Source organism: Arthrobacter sp. NPDC057259, assembly GCF_042668995.1.
Classification (GTDB): Bacteria; Actinomycetota; Actinomycetes; order Actinomycetales; family Micrococcaceae; genus Arthrobacter.
In genome coordinates this window covers 40,205-55,517 of the sequence record NZ_JBHUYA010000002.1, presented here as the reverse complement: position 1 = coordinate 55,517, position 15,313 = coordinate 40,205, and the positions used below count along the sequence as shown (strand labels likewise).

General features: G+C 69.4%; 14 protein-coding genes. 6 read left to right on the top strand and 8 right to left on the bottom strand.

Annotated elements, in window-relative coordinates; all coding sequences use genetic code 11:
- Positions 1 to 62: 62 nt before the first annotated feature.
- The 3 genes from ACFUCU_RS04090 to ACFUCU_RS04080 form a co-directional block, all read right to left on the bottom strand.
- Entirely contained in the window at positions 63 to 1,721 is a 1,659-nt protein-coding gene (locus tag ACFUCU_RS04090) for an MDR family MFS transporter (protein ID WP_377970872.1), read from the bottom strand.
- 107 nt (positions 1,722 to 1,828) lie between these two features.
- Positions 1,829 to 2,305 carry a ribonuclease E activity regulator RraA gene (gene rraA, locus ACFUCU_RS04085; protein ID WP_377970870.1) on the bottom strand — a complete coding sequence of 159 codons (477 nt, stop codon included), beginning with the start codon at positions 2,303 to 2,305 and terminating at the stop codon, positions 1,829 to 1,831.
- A 63-nt stretch (positions 2,306 to 2,368) separates the two neighbouring features.
- Entirely contained in the window at positions 2,369 to 3,526 is a 1,158-nt protein-coding gene (locus tag ACFUCU_RS04080) for a thermonuclease family protein (protein WP_377970869.1), read from the bottom strand.
- 105 nt (positions 3,527 to 3,631) lie between these two features.
- Here ACFUCU_RS04080 and ACFUCU_RS04075 point away from each other — a divergent pair, with 105 nt between their 5' ends.
- From ACFUCU_RS04075 to ACFUCU_RS04060, 4 genes are all read left to right on the top strand, one after another.
- The gene (locus ACFUCU_RS04075; protein ID WP_377970867.1) at positions 3,632 to 4,912 is read left to right on the top strand and encodes an MFS transporter; all 1,281 of its coding nucleotides are present in this window, start codon (positions 3,632 to 3,634) and stop codon (positions 4,910 to 4,912) included.
- Positions 4,913 to 5,036: 124 nt separating this feature from the next.
- A complete protein-coding gene (locus ACFUCU_RS04070) occupies positions 5,037 to 5,633 on the top strand; it encodes a helix-turn-helix domain-containing protein (RefSeq protein ID WP_377970866.1) in 597 nt (198 codons plus the stop codon).
- Between the two features lie 218 nt (positions 5,634 to 5,851).
- Positions 5,852 to 7,066, top strand: a complete 1,215-nt coding sequence (locus tag ACFUCU_RS04065) for an NADP-dependent malic enzyme (RefSeq protein WP_377970865.1) — start codon at positions 5,852 to 5,854, stop codon at positions 7,064 to 7,066.
- Positions 7,067 to 7,090: 24 nt separating this feature from the next.
- Positions 7,091 to 7,591 (top strand): DUF456 domain-containing protein, encoded by a 501-nt coding sequence (locus ACFUCU_RS04060; protein ID WP_377970864.1) that lies wholly within the window; start codon positions 7,091 to 7,093, stop codon positions 7,589 to 7,591.
- A gap of 24 nt (positions 7,592 to 7,615) precedes the next feature.
- On the opposite strand, the gene ACFUCU_RS04055 is transcribed toward ACFUCU_RS04060, so the two are convergent.
- Complete coding sequence (locus ACFUCU_RS04055; RefSeq protein WP_377971320.1) at positions 7,616 to 8,074, bottom strand: Lrp/AsnC family transcriptional regulator; 459 nt, start codon at positions 8,072 to 8,074, stop codon at positions 7,616 to 7,618.
- A 327-nt stretch (positions 8,075 to 8,401) separates the two neighbouring features.
- Here ACFUCU_RS04055 and gluQRS point away from each other — a divergent pair, with 327 nt between their 5' ends.
- Entirely contained in the window at positions 8,402 to 9,292 is an 891-nt protein-coding gene (gene gluQRS / locus ACFUCU_RS04050; RefSeq protein ID WP_377970862.1) for a tRNA glutamyl-Q(34) synthetase GluQRS, read from the top strand.
- A 9-nt stretch (positions 9,293 to 9,301) separates the two neighbouring features.
- Positions 9,302 to 9,847, top strand: a complete 546-nt coding sequence (locus ACFUCU_RS04045; protein ID WP_290257248.1) for an HD domain-containing protein — start codon at positions 9,302 to 9,304, stop codon at positions 9,845 to 9,847.
- Here ACFUCU_RS04045 and ACFUCU_RS04040 read toward each other — a convergent pair.
- From ACFUCU_RS04040 to ACFUCU_RS04025, 4 genes are all read right to left on the bottom strand, one after another.
- Positions 9,844 to 11,163 (bottom strand): ATP-binding protein, encoded by a 1,320-nt coding sequence (locus tag ACFUCU_RS04040; protein ID WP_290257249.1) that lies wholly within the window; start codon positions 11,161 to 11,163, stop codon positions 9,844 to 9,846. The two genes, ACFUCU_RS04045 and ACFUCU_RS04040, sit on opposite strands and share 4 nt — an antisense overlap.
- Positions 11,164 to 11,229: 66 nt before the next feature.
- Positions 11,230 to 12,783 carry an amino acid permease gene (locus ACFUCU_RS04035; protein ID WP_364138361.1) on the bottom strand — a complete coding sequence of 518 codons (1,554 nt, stop codon included), beginning with the start codon at positions 12,781 to 12,783 and terminating at the stop codon, positions 11,230 to 11,232.
- A 29-nt stretch (positions 12,784 to 12,812) separates the two neighbouring features.
- Positions 12,813 to 14,225 (bottom strand): aspartate ammonia-lyase, encoded by a 1,413-nt coding sequence (locus tag ACFUCU_RS04030; protein ID WP_290257251.1) that lies wholly within the window; start codon positions 14,223 to 14,225, stop codon positions 12,813 to 12,815.
- Between the two features lie 8 nt (positions 14,226 to 14,233).
- Positions 14,234 to 15,277, bottom strand: a complete 1,044-nt coding sequence (locus tag ACFUCU_RS04025) for an asparaginase (protein WP_364138364.1) — start codon at positions 15,275 to 15,277, stop codon at positions 14,234 to 14,236.
- Between the last annotated feature and the right edge of the window lie 36 nt (positions 15,278 to 15,313).

Below are 15,313 nucleotides of genomic sequence, written 5' to 3'. Positions count from 1 at the left end.
AAGCACCTCCGGCGGGGGCGGCCGAAGCCGCTCCCGCCGGAGGGTGAAACCCTGCGCTGAGGTCAGTGCGCCGCAGCAGCGGCGCCTTCCCGGGCGGCGGCCTTCGGGTCGGTGAGCTTCTTGTTCGGCAGCGCGAAGGTGATCAGGAACGCGATGCCGGTGAGGATGGCCGCGGTGAGCATGACGGCGTCGATCGACTGGGCGAAGCCCTCGGTGATCGGGCGGGTCAGCTCGGGGTTGGCGGTGTGCAGCCAGCTCGTGTCGTTCAGCGAATCGTTGCTGGCGCCGTCCTTGAAGAAGGCGTACAGCTTGGCGTTCGCCGGATCCGCCGCCACCGCCGGGTTCTTGAGCACCTTCAGGTAGTCGGCGTTCTGGACGGCGGCCTTCATGCCGTTGCCCACCTTGTCCGCCGCGAGGCTGAACAGCATGGAGATGAACACGGCCGTGCCGACGGCGCCGCCCATGGAGCGGAAGAACGCGGCCGAAGACGTGCCCACGCCCATGTCCTTGGGCGGGACGGAGACCTGCATGGCCAGGGTCAGCGGCTGCATGCAGAAGCCCAGCCCCAGGCCGAAGAACACGGCGATCGCGCCGGGGACCCACAGCGGGGTGTCCACACCCAGGGACAGGCCCATGACGACGGCGGCGCCGGTCAGGACGGCGGTGCCCAGGATCGGGAAGATCCGGTAGGTGCCCGAGGCGGAGATGGTCCGGCCCGCGGTGATGGAGCCGGTGAGGATGCCCACCGTGAAGGTGATCATCATTAGGCCGGCCTCGGTGGGGGTGAGGCCCTTGACCAGCTGGAGGTACATCGGCAGCATCGCGATGGCGCCGAACATGCCGATGCCGATGATGAAGTTCAGCAGCGAGGACAGCCCGAACGTGGTGTTGCGGAAGAGGCGCAGCGGGATCAGGGCGTAGTCACCGGCGCGCCTTTCGGCCAGCAGGAACGCGGCGATGCCGACGACGCCGAGCCCGTAGCAGAGGAAGGCCCCGGTGGAGGCCCAGCCCCAGGTGCGGCCCTGTTCCGCGACGAGCAGCAGCGGCACGATCGCCAGGGTGATGGCGGCGGCGCCCCAGTAGTCGATCTTCTGCTTGAGGTGTTTAGCGGGCAGGTGCAGGTAAAGGAACACGACGGCGAGGGCGGCCAGGCCGATCGGGATGTTGATGAAGAAGACCCAGCGCCAGCCGTCGAAGCCAAGGATGTTCGCGGAACCGGCGAACGCGCCGCCGATGACCGGGCCCAGCACGGAGGAGACGCCGAAGACGGACATGAAGTAGCCCTGGAACTTGGCGCGGTCCTTGAGGGCGACGATGTCGCCGATGATGGTCAGCGCCAGGGCCAGCAGGCCGCCGGCGCCCATGCCCTGGATGCCGCGGGCAATCGCCAGCTCGGTCATGGAGTGGACGGACCCGGCGTAGAGGGACCCGGCCAGGAAGATGAGAATGGCCGCGAGGTACAGGGGCCGGCGGCCGAAGATGTCGCTGAGCTTGCCGTAGAGGGGGGTGCTCACCGTGGAGGTGATCAGGTAGGCCGTCGTCGCCCAGGCCTGCAGCGAGAGGCCGTCGAGGTCGTTGGCGATCGTGTAGATGGACGTCGAGACGATCGTCTGGTCCAGCGACGAGAGGAACATGCCGAGCATGAGGCCCACCATGACGGTGATGGTCTGACGGTGCGTCAGGACCTCGCCGGGCAGGCGGGCGGAGGTGGTGGTGGACATGACTGCTCCAAGGGGAAAGATTCAGGATTTAAGCACAAAGGTTGCTTTCAGTAACTATCTTAGTGCCAGCTTTGTTCCTGATTTTCCGGCCAATTTTTTCGGCGGTCTCAGCGCTCCAGCAGGATGCCGTCCGGGTCGCACCAGATCCACTGCCCGGGACGGATGCTGACGCCGTCAATCACCAGCTCCACGTCCTGTTCGCCGGCGCCGTTTTTGGCGCTCTTGCGCGGGTTGCTGCCCAGGGCCTTGACGCCCAGCGGGAGCCCGGCGATGGCCACGCGGTCCCGGATGGCGCCGTTGATGACGACGCCGGCCCAGCCGTTCTCCACGGCGCTCGCGGCGATCATGTCCCCCATCAGGGCGGTGCGCAGCGAGCCCCCGCCGTCGACCACCAGGACCGCGCCGTTGCCCGGGGTCGCCAGCACGCTCTTGACCAGGCCGTTGTCCTCGAGGCAGCGGATGGTCCGGACCGGGCCGGCGAAGTGGCTCCGGCCGCCCAGGGACTGGAACTGCAGGGCCAGGGAGTCCAACTCCTCCCCTCGCTCGTCGTACAGGTCGGCGGTGTTGACGGGCGTCTGGGTCATGGCGTCTCCTCTGGGAGGTTAAAACTGGTCGGGCCGTAGCGTGATGATACGACCCGACCATGCCTATTTCTTACTACACGGCGTCCATGACTTGCCGCCGGGAGCGTAGCACCGCGGACCGGTATAACCGGGATAGGGATTTGTTACCGGCGCGGGCGCGGCCGGAGCTACATAGGCCGGTGGGACGTAGGCCGGTGGGACGTAAGCCGGGGGTACGTAGGGCGCCGGGGCTGGCGGCAGGTTCCGAATTTTTTCGGCTTCCGCCGTTGCGGCAGCAGCTGCTGCTCGCGCCTCCTCAGCCTGCCGGGCAGCCTCGGCGGCTGCGTCCGCAATGGCTTTCTTTTTCGACGCGATGGCGCTTTGCCGTGCCGAGCCGCTCGCACTCGCCGCAGTCAACTGCTTCAGCATTCCATCGACCCGGGACTGCGGATAGGCCGACCAATGCAGCAGCTTCTTAGATTCGCCTGCGGCCTTGAGTGCGGCAACTCCGGCGATCGCGGTGGCCAACGCAGTGTGGCTTCTGTCCAACTCTTCGTCAGTTTCCGCGAGTGGAGCCGCGACGATGGCCTCTACTGCGCGAGAGGCACTCTCCACCTGCTGAGCCGGAAGGCATCCAATGCTGGCTGAATTGAGGCCGGAACCGTTCTTCCGAGCCTCTTCAAAAGCATCCACGACGGGTGGATAAAACTTCCGATTTGGTTCAAAGACCACCGGCACACCCAGACCTTGGCGTGCCACTTCGGCATTTATCAGACGGCCGGCACCATCGAAAACGCCTGCCAACAGGCGGCCGTACTTATCCAATGCCTCTTTGTCGGTTTCCAGACGGATATTCGAACCAACCGGAAGAAGTTTCGCCAGCGCCGCGCTTGCCTCGGGACCCAGGCACTGAACCGGCTCGTTCGGGTCCTTTGTTTCCGGGGTGTCGACGTTCAGCAATCGAACCGTTGCCTCCCCCTTGGCCGTGGATGCCACGAACGTGTCGCCGTCAATGATGCGAACGACGGTCGCCGCGTCGGATGCCTGGCTGGGACTCCCTGCGGGCTCAGCTGTGGACTGGGCCTTGCTTCCGGCGCTGCAGCCGCTTAGCCCAAGAATGGCGGCTATCGCCAGGCTCGCAAACTGAGTTCCCGACAAGCGGAGTGACTTGATAGGTGACAATTCCAATTTCCCCCATGAAACGAGTGCTGCAGCCTTTGAAATAAGGTGCGGAGAAGACATTACTGGGTGGGACGGTCAATTTCTTAGAGTCGAAGGTCTTGCTGCCCACGATAGTCTGGCCCCAGCCTGGTCCACCGCGCCAGACATTTGTTCCGGGGGAACCACATGAGCCTGTCCGATCTGCCGGCCGCCGGGAGCGCCTCACCCGCCACCGCCGAACCGGTCCGGCCCGTCCGGGCGGCGTGGACCACCGGCGTCGTCCTGGTCAATGTGGGCATCAACGCCGCCTTCTTCGGCCCGCTCCAGGTCCTCCTCGGCCAGCAGGCAGCGGTGTTTGACGAGGGGCAGAAGGAAGCCATCCTGGCCCTGGTCACCGGGGCGGGTGCGGCCGTGTCCGTGGTGGCGAACCCTCTGAGCGGGGCCCTGAGCGACCGCACCGCGGCGCGGCGGGGCCGGCGGGTCCCGTGGGTGGTCTTCGGCGCGGTGCTGGGCGCCGCCGCCCTGGTGGCGCTCGCGGGGGCGCCGAACGTGGCCGTCATGGCGCTGCTGTGGTGCCTGGTCCAGGCCGGCTGCAACGCCGCCTACGCCGCCATCACCGCGGCGATCCCGGACCGGGTCCCCGTCGCCCAGCGCGGCACCGTTGGGGGCCTTGCCGCTATGGGCCAGACCGTCGGCATCCTGCTGGGAGCCGTGATCGCCGCCGTCGTCGCCGGGCACTTTGGCCTGGGCTATGTCCTCTGCGCGGCCGTCCTGCTCGCCGGCGTCGTGCTGTATTACCGGCGCAACGACGACGTCGCCCTTCCGCCGGGGGAGCGTCCGCCGTTCGCGCTGGCCGCCTTCCTCCGCAGCTTCTGGGTCTCCCCGGCCCGGTACCCGGACTTCGCCTGGGCTTGGCTGACCCGGCTGCTGGTGAACATCGGCAACCACATGATCACCCTCTACCTCCTGTTCTTCCTCACGGACGCGGTCCGGCTCCGCGAAACCCAGGGCATTGAGGCCGAATTCGGCGTGCTCATCCTGACCGGCCTGTACGCGGTGATGGTGATCATCACCAGCGTGATCGGCGGCCGGCTCAGCGACCGGATGGGGCGGCGCAAACCCCTGGTCATCATCGCCTCCGCCGTGATCGCCGGGGCCGCCCTGGTCCTGGCCTTCGACCCCACCTGGCCCGGGGCCCTGGTGGGCGCGTCGGTGCTCGGCATCGGCTTCGGCGCCTACCTCGCCGTCGACTTCGCGCTGATCACCCAGGTGCTGCCGATGGCGTTGAGCCGCGGCAAGGATCTGGGCGTCATCAACATCGCCAACTCGCTCCCGCAGGTGCTCGCGCCGCTGATCGCCTACCCGTTCGTCGCCCTCTGGGGCGGGTACGTCTCGCTCTACGTCGCGGCCGCCGTGATCGGGCTGCTGGGCGCGGTATTCGTCGTGAAAATCAAGGGCGTGGACTGAGCCGCAGGCTCCCCTGTGACTGGCCGGGCGCCCAGCCCGGTGCCGTATAGTGGACGGGATTCCCGCGGCACCCCGGCGGAGCACGCCTCCGCAGTGCCGAGAAAACGACCCCGGAACCTTGCCGATGCCTGAGTCTCTTTCCGATCTTCCCCCGATGGCGCCGCCGCCCACGCTGCCCCGGCAGCGGCAGCGCTATGCCCGCATCCTCGACGTCGCCGCCGGCTTCGCCCGCACCGGCCTCGACGCCGTCGTGCTCTCCGAAGTGGCCGCCAAGGCCGACGTGCCGCTGGGTACCCTCTACCGGTACTTTCCCTCCTCCACCCAGCTGATGCTGGCCCTCTACCGCAAGCAGCTGGGCGAGCTGCACGTGGGGGACCGGCCCTCGGGGACCCGCGCCCCGGTGCACGTCCTGGTGGGCGTCGTGATGGAGATCTTCCACATGCGCCTGATGCAGCCGGCGGTGGAACAGTGCCTGAACCGGGTCGTGTACGCCAAGGACACGGACACCACCCGCCTGCTGCGCGACATCGACGCGACGGCGGAGAAGGCCGTCACCGCCGTCAGCGGCGACCCCGTGGTGTCCCGGGTCCTGCTGCTGACCGTGTCCGGGCTGGTGCAGTCCGTGCGGTGCCGCCGGCTCTCGCTCTTCGAGGCCGAGGAGGACCTGAAGCGGGCCTGCTCCCTCTTCGAGCGCGGATCCCAGTCGGCCAAGCCGGTCTAGACCGGTTACTCCTTTGTGTCCGGCCGACTCCGGCCCGGACCCCGAATCTGGCTACCATGGCAACACCGGAGCGGCGCCATGCCAGCACTTTCCGGAATCTCCACCGCAGGCCCGCCACCCCGGGGCCGCCGCCGGAGTTCCCCACGACCACCCTGGGCGCGTCCGCGCCCAGGCAGCCAAGTGCCGTATGCCCACGGTCAGCCCCAGGAGACAACGACGTGTCCATTGAAACCATCCTGCCCACTTCCGCCGACGACGCAGCCGGGGCAGCAGCCGCCCCGATCGACGACCAGGAAATCTTCGCCTCCCACCAGGGCGGAAAACTCTCCATTGCCAGCACCGTCCCGCTGGAGAGCAAGCGCGACCTTTCCATCGCCTACACCCCTGGCGTCGCCCAGGTCAGCCGGGCAATCGCCGCGGAACCGGAACTCGCCAAGACCCTCACCTGGGCCGAACGCCTCGTGGTGGTGGTCAGCGACGGCACCGCCGTCCTCGGCCTCGGCGACATCGGCCCCAGCGCCTCCCTCCCGGTGATGGAGGGCAAGTCGGCCCTCTTCAAGGCCTTCGGCGACCTCGACTCCATCCCGCTGGTGCTCAACACCAAAGATGTCGACGAGATCGTGGAGACCCTGGTCTGCCTGCGGCCCAGCTTCGGCGCCGTCAACCTTGAGGATGTCTCGGCCCCGCGCTGCTTCGAGCTCGAGGAGAAGCTGATCGAGGCCCTCGACTGCCCCGTCATGCACGATGACCAGCACGGCACCGCCGTCGTGGTCCTCGCCGCCCTCACCGGTGCCGCGAAGGTCGCCGGCCGCGACCTGGAGGGCCTGCGCGTGGTGGTATCCGGCGCCGGCGCCGCCGGAATCGCCGTCGCCGAGATCCTGCTGACCGCCGGGATCGACGACGTCGTCCTGCTGGATTCCCGCGGCGTGATCAACCGGGAGCGGGCGGACATCGCCGCGGATCCGGCCAGCAAAAAGGCCCGGCTCGCGGCCCGCAGCAACCCCCGCGGTGTCAGCGGCGGCCCGGGCGAGGCGCTGGAGTCGGCAGACGTCTTCATCGGCGTCTCCTCGTCCCGGCTGGACGAGGCGCACCTGGCCCGGATGAACGACGGAGCGATTGTCTTCGCCCTCTCCAACCCGGACCCGGAGGTACTGCCCGAGGTCGCAGCGAAGTACGCGGCCGTCGTCGCCACCGGCCGCAGCGACTTCCCGAACCAGATCAACAACGTCCTGGCCTTCCCCGGCATCTTCCGCGGCGCGCTCGACGCCGGTGCGCGCCGGATCACCCCGGCCATGAAGCTGGCCGCCGCGCGGGCCATCGCCGCGCTCGCCGAGGAGGACCTCTCCGCCGACTACATCGTGCCCAGCCCGCTGGATCCGCGCGTCGCCCCGGCGGTGGCCGCCGCCGTCGCCGCCTCGGTCTCCGAGGAGTAGGAGGGCCGGCCCTAGACTGGGCAGGTGTTCGCCGAAACGCTCGTCACCGTCCTGTGCGGCCTGGCCATCCTGACCGGGGTAGCGGGCATCGTCATCCCGGTCCTGCCGGGCAGCATCCTGATTGCCCTCAGCCTGCTCGCCTGGGCCCTCTGGGGCGGGGCGGGCACCACGGGCTGGGTGGTCCTGGCCGTGGGCGGGGTGTTCGTGCTGGCCGGCATGGCCGCCGGCGCGGTGCTGACGGGCCGGAAGCTCAAGCAGCACAGCATCCCCGGCCGCTCGGTGGCTACCGGGCTGGTGTTCGGCGTCGTGGGCATGTTCCTGATCCCCGTCATGGGGCTCTTCGTCGGGTTCGCCGCGGGCCTGCTGCTCAGCGAACTGCACCGCACCCGCGCCTGGCGCACCGCCGCGGCGTCCAGCTGGGCGGCCCTGAAGGCCACGGGCCTGGGCATGCTGGCCGAGTTCGGCCTCGCCTGCCTGGCCGCCAGCACCTGGGTGATCGGCGTCTGGACCGCCGCGGTCGCCTAGCGGCCCGGCGGCCGGCCCGTGAGCCTAGTCGGCGAGCAGTCCGGTGGTCCGGTAGGGGATGACCTCGCGCAGGAACATGCTGGTGGAGGTCCGGACGATGCCGGGGCAAAGCCGGATCTCCTCGGAGACCCGGTAGAGGTCGTCCGGGCTGGTGGCGACCACCCGGATCAGCAGGTCGGTGTCCCCGGCGGGGGCGTGGCATTCGAGGACCTCGGGGATGTTCCGCAGCGCGGCGATCGCCTCGTTCAGGTGGCTCTGGTCCAGTTCGGCGCTCACCGCCGCCGCCACGCCTCGGCCCAGGGCGGCGGGGAGGACCCGGCCGCTGTTGGCGCGCAGGGCGCCCGAGGCGGTCATCCGCTCCAGCCGCGACTGCACGGTCCCGCGGGCCAGGCCCAGTTTCTGCGCCAGCAGCATGATTGGCATCCGGGGTTCCTCGTCGAGGGCCAGGAGGATCCGCCGGTCCGTTCCGTCGAGCTGCTGCAATCTGACCACTCCCTGCTAGATGTTTGGGCCCGCCTTGGTCAGTCTGATCAATGCCACCGGCGTCCGTTGCATCAACTGTAGGGCTTCTGCTCAAATGGTGGCAACAAAGGAATGCCGGCCACCGTCGGCACCCAATGGCTGCAGATCTCCCGGCACACCTCCCGGACTCTGGATCCGGCTCCCGCAAGGAGCCTGCCGCTGATTGACTCTTGTTCACACCCTGGTCATTCCGCACACCCTGGCACGAGCCCCTGAGCCCCCGACGTCGGTTCCCCGAAGTCATCGGTGGCTGAGGGGCTCTTGTGCTGTCCGGCATAGGCTTGCCCCATGGATCCCGCCGGCCGCTTCGCCCCCAGCCCCTCGGGAGAGCTGCACGCCGGCAACCTCCGCACCGCGCTCCTCGCCTGGCTCTTCGCCCGCTCCTCCGGCCGCCGCTTCCTGCTGCGCGTGGAGGACCTGGACCGGGCGCGCTCCGGCGCCGAGGATGCGCAGCTGCGCGACCTGGCCGCGATCGGCCTGACCTGGGACGGCCCCGTCGTCCGCCAGACCGACCGGGAGTCGCTCTACGCCGCCGCGATCGACCGGCTGACCGCGGCGGGCCTGACCTACGAGTGTTTCTGCACCCGGCGCGAAATCCAGGAGGCGCCGTCGGCCCCGCACGCGCCGCAGGGCGCCTACCCGGGGACCTGCCGGAACCTGGAGGAGGCCGAACGTGAGGCCAGGCGCGCCCTCCGGCCCGCCGCGATCCGGCTGAGGGCCGCCGTCACCGAGGGCACCATCCGGGACCGGTTGCTGGGGAGTTTCACCGGCGTCGTGGACGACTTCGTGCTCCGCCGCGCCGACGGGGTCACCGCCTACAACCTCGCCGTCGTGGTGGACGACGGCGAACAGGGCATCGACCAGGTGGTCCGGGGAGATGACCTGCTGCCCTCCACCCCGCGCCAGGCTTACCTTGCCGGCCTGCTGAATATTCCCGTGCCGGAATATGCGCACGTGCCGCTGGTGCTGAACGCCGACGGCGCCCGGCTGGCCAAGCGCGACGGTGCCGTCACCTTGTCGGACCTCGCCGCCGCCGGCGTGACCGCGGACCGGGTCCGGGACCTGCTCCTGGCCTCGCTCGGGCTGCCGCCCGGCCCGCTCGGGAATGCCCTGGCGGCCTTCGACCCGGCCTCGCTGCCGCGGGAGCCCTGGGTATGGACCGGGATGACGGACGCGTAGGCTGAACCCATGCCCGAAACAGAGCCTTCCGCCCCGCGCTTCACCGTCGAGACGGCCAGGGTCCTCGCCGAAGTGGCCCACAACCGGCAAAAGGACAAACTGAAACGGCCCTACCGCGAGCATGTGCTGGCGGTCGGCGACGCGCTGGCCGACTTCGACGAGGACATCCAGATCGCCGGCTACCTGCATGACATCGCGGAGGACACCCCGATCACCCGGCAGGCGCTGCTGGAGATGGGCGTCTCCGAGCGGGCCGTGGACATCATCGAGCGGGTCACGAAGCGGCTGCAGGACAACCCGGACGACTACCAGTCAGGCATCCGCGCGATCGCGGAACACCACGACGCCACGCTGGTCAAGATCGCGGACAACGCCCACAACTCGCTGCCGGAACGGGTGCAGGCCCTGGCCGAGAAGTGGCCGGACAAGCCGCCGGTGACCCGGTACGCCGAGGCGCGTCCCGTCCTCTACGCCGCCGTTCCCGTTGAGGAGACCCGCAAGATCCTGGCGCGGATCAATCCCTGGCTGCTGGCGGAACTCGAAGGGGACGCCTAGACCCGGCCCAGCAGGTCGATATCCTCCAGGAACTCCTGCTGCACCTCGGCGCTGACGGTGGTCCGGGTGTCCGCGATCGCGTCGAGATAGTCCTGGGTGGCCGGCCCCCGCCGCACCGCGCTTCCCGCCGGGGCGCCGGAACCGGGCGCTCCGCCGTCGCCCTCCCCATAGACCGCGTTCTCCAGGGCGCGCTGCGAGGCGCTCCGGGCGGCGTATTCGATGTCCGCGGGGGAGAAGCCCTCCGTGCGCTCCACCAGCAGCTCGATGTCGACGTCATCCACCACCGCTGCGGGAATGAAGCGCTGCCACATCGCCTCGCGGGCCTGCCGGTCCGGGAGGCCGATGGGGATGACGTAGTCGAACCGGCCGTGGCGCAGGAACGCCGAATCCAGGGCGCGGATGAAGTTGGTGGCACAGACCAGCAGGCGGCCCGGCTGCTCGCGGAAGGCCGGGATGATCTTCAGCAGCTCGTTGGTCACGCCCTGCAGCGGCGACGGCGGATCCCCGGCGCGCTGGGAGGCGATTTCCTCCACCTCGTCGATGAAGACCACGGCGTGTTCAAGCTCCGCGATCTCCAGGAACGTCTCCCGCAGCGCGCCGGCCAGGCCCAGCGGGTCCGCGGCCAGCCGGGACGGGAAGACCTCCACGAAGGGCCACTCCAGCCGGGACGCGATCGCCTTGGCGAAGGTGGTCTTGCCGGTGCCGGGCGGGCCGAAGAGGACGACGGCCCGCGGCGGGACCACCCCGAACTCGTCGGCCAGCTCGGCCTCCGCCAGCGGCAGCACCAGCCGCCGCTCCAGGAGTTCCTTCTCGTTGCGCATCCCGGCGACGTTCTCCCAGAGGTCCCGCGCCAGGATCCGGCCGCCCAGCTGGCTCAGCGGCTCCAGCTCCTGGCGCTGGACCGGGATCCGGCGCTCGAAGTACCGGAGGTTCTTCTTCAGCACGAACCCGCGGCCCAGGAACGCCTCCACCCGGGTCTCGGACTCCGGCATGAGCGCGGAGAGCTTGTTCAGCCCGTGCGGGGCCATCCGGTTTTCCACCGCGGCCAGCAGCGAGGTGCCGATGCCGCGGCCGCGGTACTCGGGCAGGGTGGCCAGGAAGACGATCCAGCCCTGGTCGTGGGCGGCGCGGCCGACGGCGGCGCCCACCACCTGCTCGCCCTGCACCGCCACCACCGCGTGATCCTTTTCGCAGGAGGCGAGGACCTCGGAGAGGGCGTAGACCGGCTCGACGTTCGAGGCCTTGAGCGTCTCCCACAGGTGCAGGATCCCGTCCAGGTCCGCGGAGTGGAAGTCCCGGATGCGCCAGCTGGTCATGTGTCTCTCCCGGTGGATCGTCTTTGAGCCCGAAGGAATGCCTGGTCCGAGCTTAGGCGATCCGGCTTAGACGCTCCCGCCGCCGGCGCCCGGACCCGGCCGGTTCGCCACCAGCGGGGCGGGGCCGGTGAAGCCGTCACGCACCGCGGCGATCTCCAGGATGCGATGCTTGCAGAGGCGCCAGCCGAGCATCAGGAGCGGGATGATGACCACCAGGGAGGCGATGGTCCACGTGCCCACGGGCGAGTCGAAAGCCATCAGGACCAGGACGGCCAGCAGGAACGCCAGGGTGATCCAGCCGGTGACGGGCGCGCCGGGCATCCGGAAGGAGGGGCGGAGGAGTTCGCCGCGGGCCGCGAGTTTCGCCAGCTGCATCTGGCAGAGCACGATCATGCCCCAGGTGCTGATGATGCCCAGCGACGCGACGTTCAGGACGATCTCGAAGGCCTCGGCCGGGACCACGGCGTTGAGGATGACTCCGAGGACGGCCACGCCGGCGGTCAGGGCGATGCCGCCGTAGGGCACGCCTGCTTTGTTCATCCGGGCGGCGAACTTCGGGGCCGAGCCGGAGACGGACATGGAGCGCATGATCCGGCCGGTCGAGTAGAGGCCGGCATTGAGGGAGGAGAGCGCGGCGGTGAGGACCACCAGGTTCATGATGGCGTCCACGCCGTCGACGCCGATGGAGCCGAAGAACGTCACGAAGGGGCTCTCGCCGGCCTTGTAGGCGTTGAAGGGCAGCAGCAGGGAGAGCAGGATCAGCGAGCCGACATAGAACACCGCGATCCGCACGATCACCGTGTTGATGGCCCGGGGCATGATCTTCTCCGGGTTCTCGGTCTCGCCGGCGGCGGTGCCGATCAGCTCGATGGAGGCATAGGCGAAGACGACGCCCTGCATCACCACGACGGCGGGCAGCAGCCCGTTCGGGAAGAATCCGCCGTTGTCCGCGATCAAGGTGAAGCCCACCTCGTGGCCGGGGACCGGGGTGCCGAAGATGACGAAGTAGATCCCGACCAGCAGGAAGGAGACCAGGGCCACCACCTTGATCAGGGCGAACCAGAACTCCATCTCACCGAAGACCTTGACGCTGATCAGGTTCAAGCCCAGGACCAGGATCAGAGCCGCCAGGGCCCAGGTCCACTGCGGCACGTCGGCGATCGGCGCCCAGTACTTCTTGAAGAAGTTCATGTAGAGCGCGACGGCGGTGATGTCCACGATGGCGGTCATCGCCCAGTTCAGCCAGTACAGCCAGCCGGTGACGAAGGCGGCCTTCTCGCCGAAGAATTCGCGGGCGTAGGAGACGAAGGATCCCGAGGAGGGCCGGTGCATGACCAGTTCGCCGAGGGCGCGCAGGATCATGAAGGCGAAGAAGCCGCAGACGGCGTAGCTGATGATCAGGGCGGGTCCGGCCGCGGCGAGTCGGCCGCCGGCGCCCATGAACAGGCCGGTGCCGATCGCGCCGCCGATCGCGATCATCTGGACCTGACGGGGTTTGAGGCTCTTGTGGTAGCCCTGGTCCTCGGCATGCAGGGCCGCCTCGGTGGCGTGGGCGTGCTGCGGGATGGTGTGGTCCGTGACCGTGGGCTGGGGCGAGCGTGCTGTTCCGGGAGATGACATGGGGGGTCCTTATGGGGATTCGGGGGACGCTATTTGCTCAGGTTGGCCAGGCGCTGCGGGCTGAGGAGGTCGGCGAGCTGCTCGGCGGTGAGCAGTCCGTGTTCGAGGACCAGTTCCGCGACTCCCTTGCCGGTGGCGAGGGCTTCCTGTGCGATGGCCGTGGCGGTCGCATACCCCAGGTGCGGGTTCAGTGCGGTGACCAGGCCGATTGACTGCTCCACGGTGAGGCGGAGCCGTTCGGTGTTGGCGGTGATGCCCCGGACGCAGCGTGCCGTGAGGGTGCGGCAGGCGGCTTCCAGGTGCGAGATGCTCTTGTGGAGGCTGTGGACGATGATCGGTTCGAAGGCGTTCAGCTGCAGCTGGCCGGCCTCGGCGGCCATGGTGATGGTGACGTCGTTGCCGATCACCTCGTAGGCGACCTGGCTGACCACCTCCGGGATGACCGGGTTGATCTTGCCGGGCATGATCGAGGAGCCGGACTGCACGGCGGGAAGGTTGATCTCGCCCAGGCCTGCGCGGGGTCCGGAGGAGAGCAGGCGGAGGTCGTTGCAGATCTTGGACAGCTTCACGGCCACCCGCTTGAGCACCCCGGAGAGGTGCACGAACGCGCCCACATCCTGGGTGGCCTCGATCAGGTCGACGGCGGTGACCAGCGGCAGGCCGGTGATCCGGGCGAGGTGCCGGCAGGCGGCCTCGGCGTAGCCGGCCGGGGCGTTCAGCCCGGTGCCGATCGCGGTGGCGCCGAGGTTGATCTCGTGGATCAGCAGGTCCGCCTCGGCCAGCCGGAGCCGGTCCTCGCCGATGGTGACGGCGTAGGTGCCGAACTCCTGGCCCAGGGTCATCGGGACGGCGTCCTGAAGCTGGGTGCGGCCCATCTTGACGACCGTGCGGAACTCCATGGCCTTCGCGGCGAACGCGTCCTCGAGTTCGGTGAGGGCCTCAAGCAGTTCCCGGGCGGCGAAGATGGTGCCGAGCTTCACCGCGGTGGGGTACACGTCATTGGTGGACTGGCTGAGGTTGACGTGGTCGTTGGGGTGAAGCTGCCCGTAGTCGCCCTTGGGGTAGCCCAGGATTTCCAGCGCCCGGTTGGCGATCACCTCGTTGGCGTTCATGTTCGACGACGTTCCGGCGCCGCCCTGGATGACGTCGACGACGAACTGCTCGCTGAGCTTGCCGCTCATGACGTCGGTGCAGGCCTCCTCGATGGCGTCCGCGCGGCGGGCGTCCAGCAGGCCCAGCTCGTGGTTGGCGCGGGCGGCGGCCAGTTTCACGGCGGCGAGTCCCCGGACCAGGTACATGTTCGAGGACAGCGGCTGGCCCGTGATGGGAAAGTTCTCGACGGCGCGCAGGGTGTGGACGCCCCAGTAGGCGTCGGCGGGGACGTCCCGGTCGCCCAGGAGGTCGTGTTCCGAGCGGAAGTCTGCGGTGGCAGGGGTGGTCATGGCGTTCCTTAGCGTGCGTCGGTGCTGGGGGTGATGGAGGAGAGGAAGTCGGTGGCCTGGAGCAGCCCCACGGGGTGGCCGCCGCCGAGGACGGGTGCCGTGGCGAGGCCGGACAGGGTCTCCGCGTCGAGGCCCAGGGCCGTCAGGATCCGGACGGTGACGGGCATCCGGGCGCGGTCGCCGCCGTCGGAGATCTTCACGGCGACGCCGCGGCCGTCCGGCAGGCCAACGAGCTGGACGCCCTCGAAGCCGTCCTTGGCCACCAGCCCGGGAACCAGGCGCATCAGGGCTGTGACGTCCCGGTCCCGGCCCGCCACCATCTCCGGGTGGAGGCGCATCGCGTCGGCCACGGCGGCCTCGGCTGTGTCGCTTTCAGCGGTGCCGGTCCCGGCGGCGATCCGCCCGAAGGCGCGGGCCATGCCGCCGAGAGTCAGGGCGAACAGCGGGGTGCCACAGCCGTCGGTGGAGGTCCGTTCCGGTTCCTGGCCGGTCAGGTCCGCCACGGTCCGGGCCACCTGCTGCTGCAGCGGGTGGGCGGGGTCGAGGTAGCCGGCCACGGGCCAGCCGTTGATCACGCAGGTGGCGGCCATCGCGGCGTGCTTGCCGGAGCAGTTCTGGGCCAGCTGGGTGGCGGTGCCGCCGGCGCGGAGCCATTTCTCGCGCTCGCGGACGCCGTAGGGCAGGTCGGTGCTGTTTTCCAGCGCGTCCGGGCCGAGTCCGTGCAGTTCCAGGATGCGCAGCGCGCCGTCGCGGTGCTCGGGGCCGCCGGAGTGGCTGGCCGCGGCGAGGGCCAGGAGGTCGGCCGGGAGTTCGAGGCCGGCGCGGACCATGGCCACCGCCTGGAGCGGCTTCAGGGCCGACCGGGGGTAGAACGGGGCCTGCGGGTCGCCGGCGGAGAGCACCAGGGAACCGTCGGCCGCGGTGGCCGCCGCCGAGCCGTAGTGGATGCTTTCCACCAGCCCGTCGCGGGTCTGGGCCGCCAGGGCGGCGTGCTGCGGCAGGCCGGCCGGGTCCAGGCGGTCCGGGGCGAGGGCGGGGGAAGGCAAAGTCATGGTGTCCTTTGGATCGGGTGGGCGTGGGTGGTGCCC

Coding starts and splice junctions, on each gene's coding strand:
- ACFUCU_RS04040 (WP_290257249.1), bottom strand. CDS start 11,163: ATGACCAGCTGGCGCATCCGGGACTTCCACTCCGCGGACCTGGACGGG.
- ACFUCU_RS04045 (WP_290257248.1), top strand. CDS start 9,302: ATGCCCGAAACAGAGCCTTCCGCCCCGCGCTTCACCGTCGAGACGGCC.
- ACFUCU_RS04090 (WP_377970872.1), bottom strand. CDS start 1,721: ATGTCCACCACCACCTCCGCCCGCCTGCCCGGCGAGGTCCTGACGCAC.
- ACFUCU_RS04075 (WP_377970867.1), top strand. CDS start 3,632: ATGAGCCTGTCCGATCTGCCGGCCGCCGGGAGCGCCTCACCCGCCACC.
- ACFUCU_RS04030 (WP_290257251.1), bottom strand. CDS start 14,225: ATGACCACCCCTGCCACCGCAGACTTCCGCTCGGAACACGACCTCCTG.
- gluQRS (WP_377970862.1), top strand. CDS start 8,402: ATGGATCCCGCCGGCCGCTTCGCCCCCAGCCCCTCGGGAGAGCTGCAC.
- ACFUCU_RS04035 (WP_364138361.1), bottom strand. CDS start 12,783: ATGTCATCTCCCGGAACAGCACGCTCGCCCCAGCCCACGGTCACGGAC.
- ACFUCU_RS04070 (WP_377970866.1), top strand. CDS start 5,037: ATGCCTGAGTCTCTTTCCGATCTTCCCCCGATGGCGCCGCCGCCCACG.
- ACFUCU_RS04025 (WP_364138364.1), bottom strand. CDS start 15,277: ATGACTTTGCCTTCCCCCGCCCTCGCCCCGGACCGCCTGGACCCGGCC.
- ACFUCU_RS04080 (WP_377970869.1), bottom strand. CDS start 3,526: ATGTCTTCTCCGCACCTTATTTCAAAGGCTGCAGCACTCGTTTCATGG.
- rraA (WP_377970870.1), bottom strand. CDS start 2,305: ATGACCCAGACGCCCGTCAACACCGCCGACCTGTACGACGAGCGAGGG.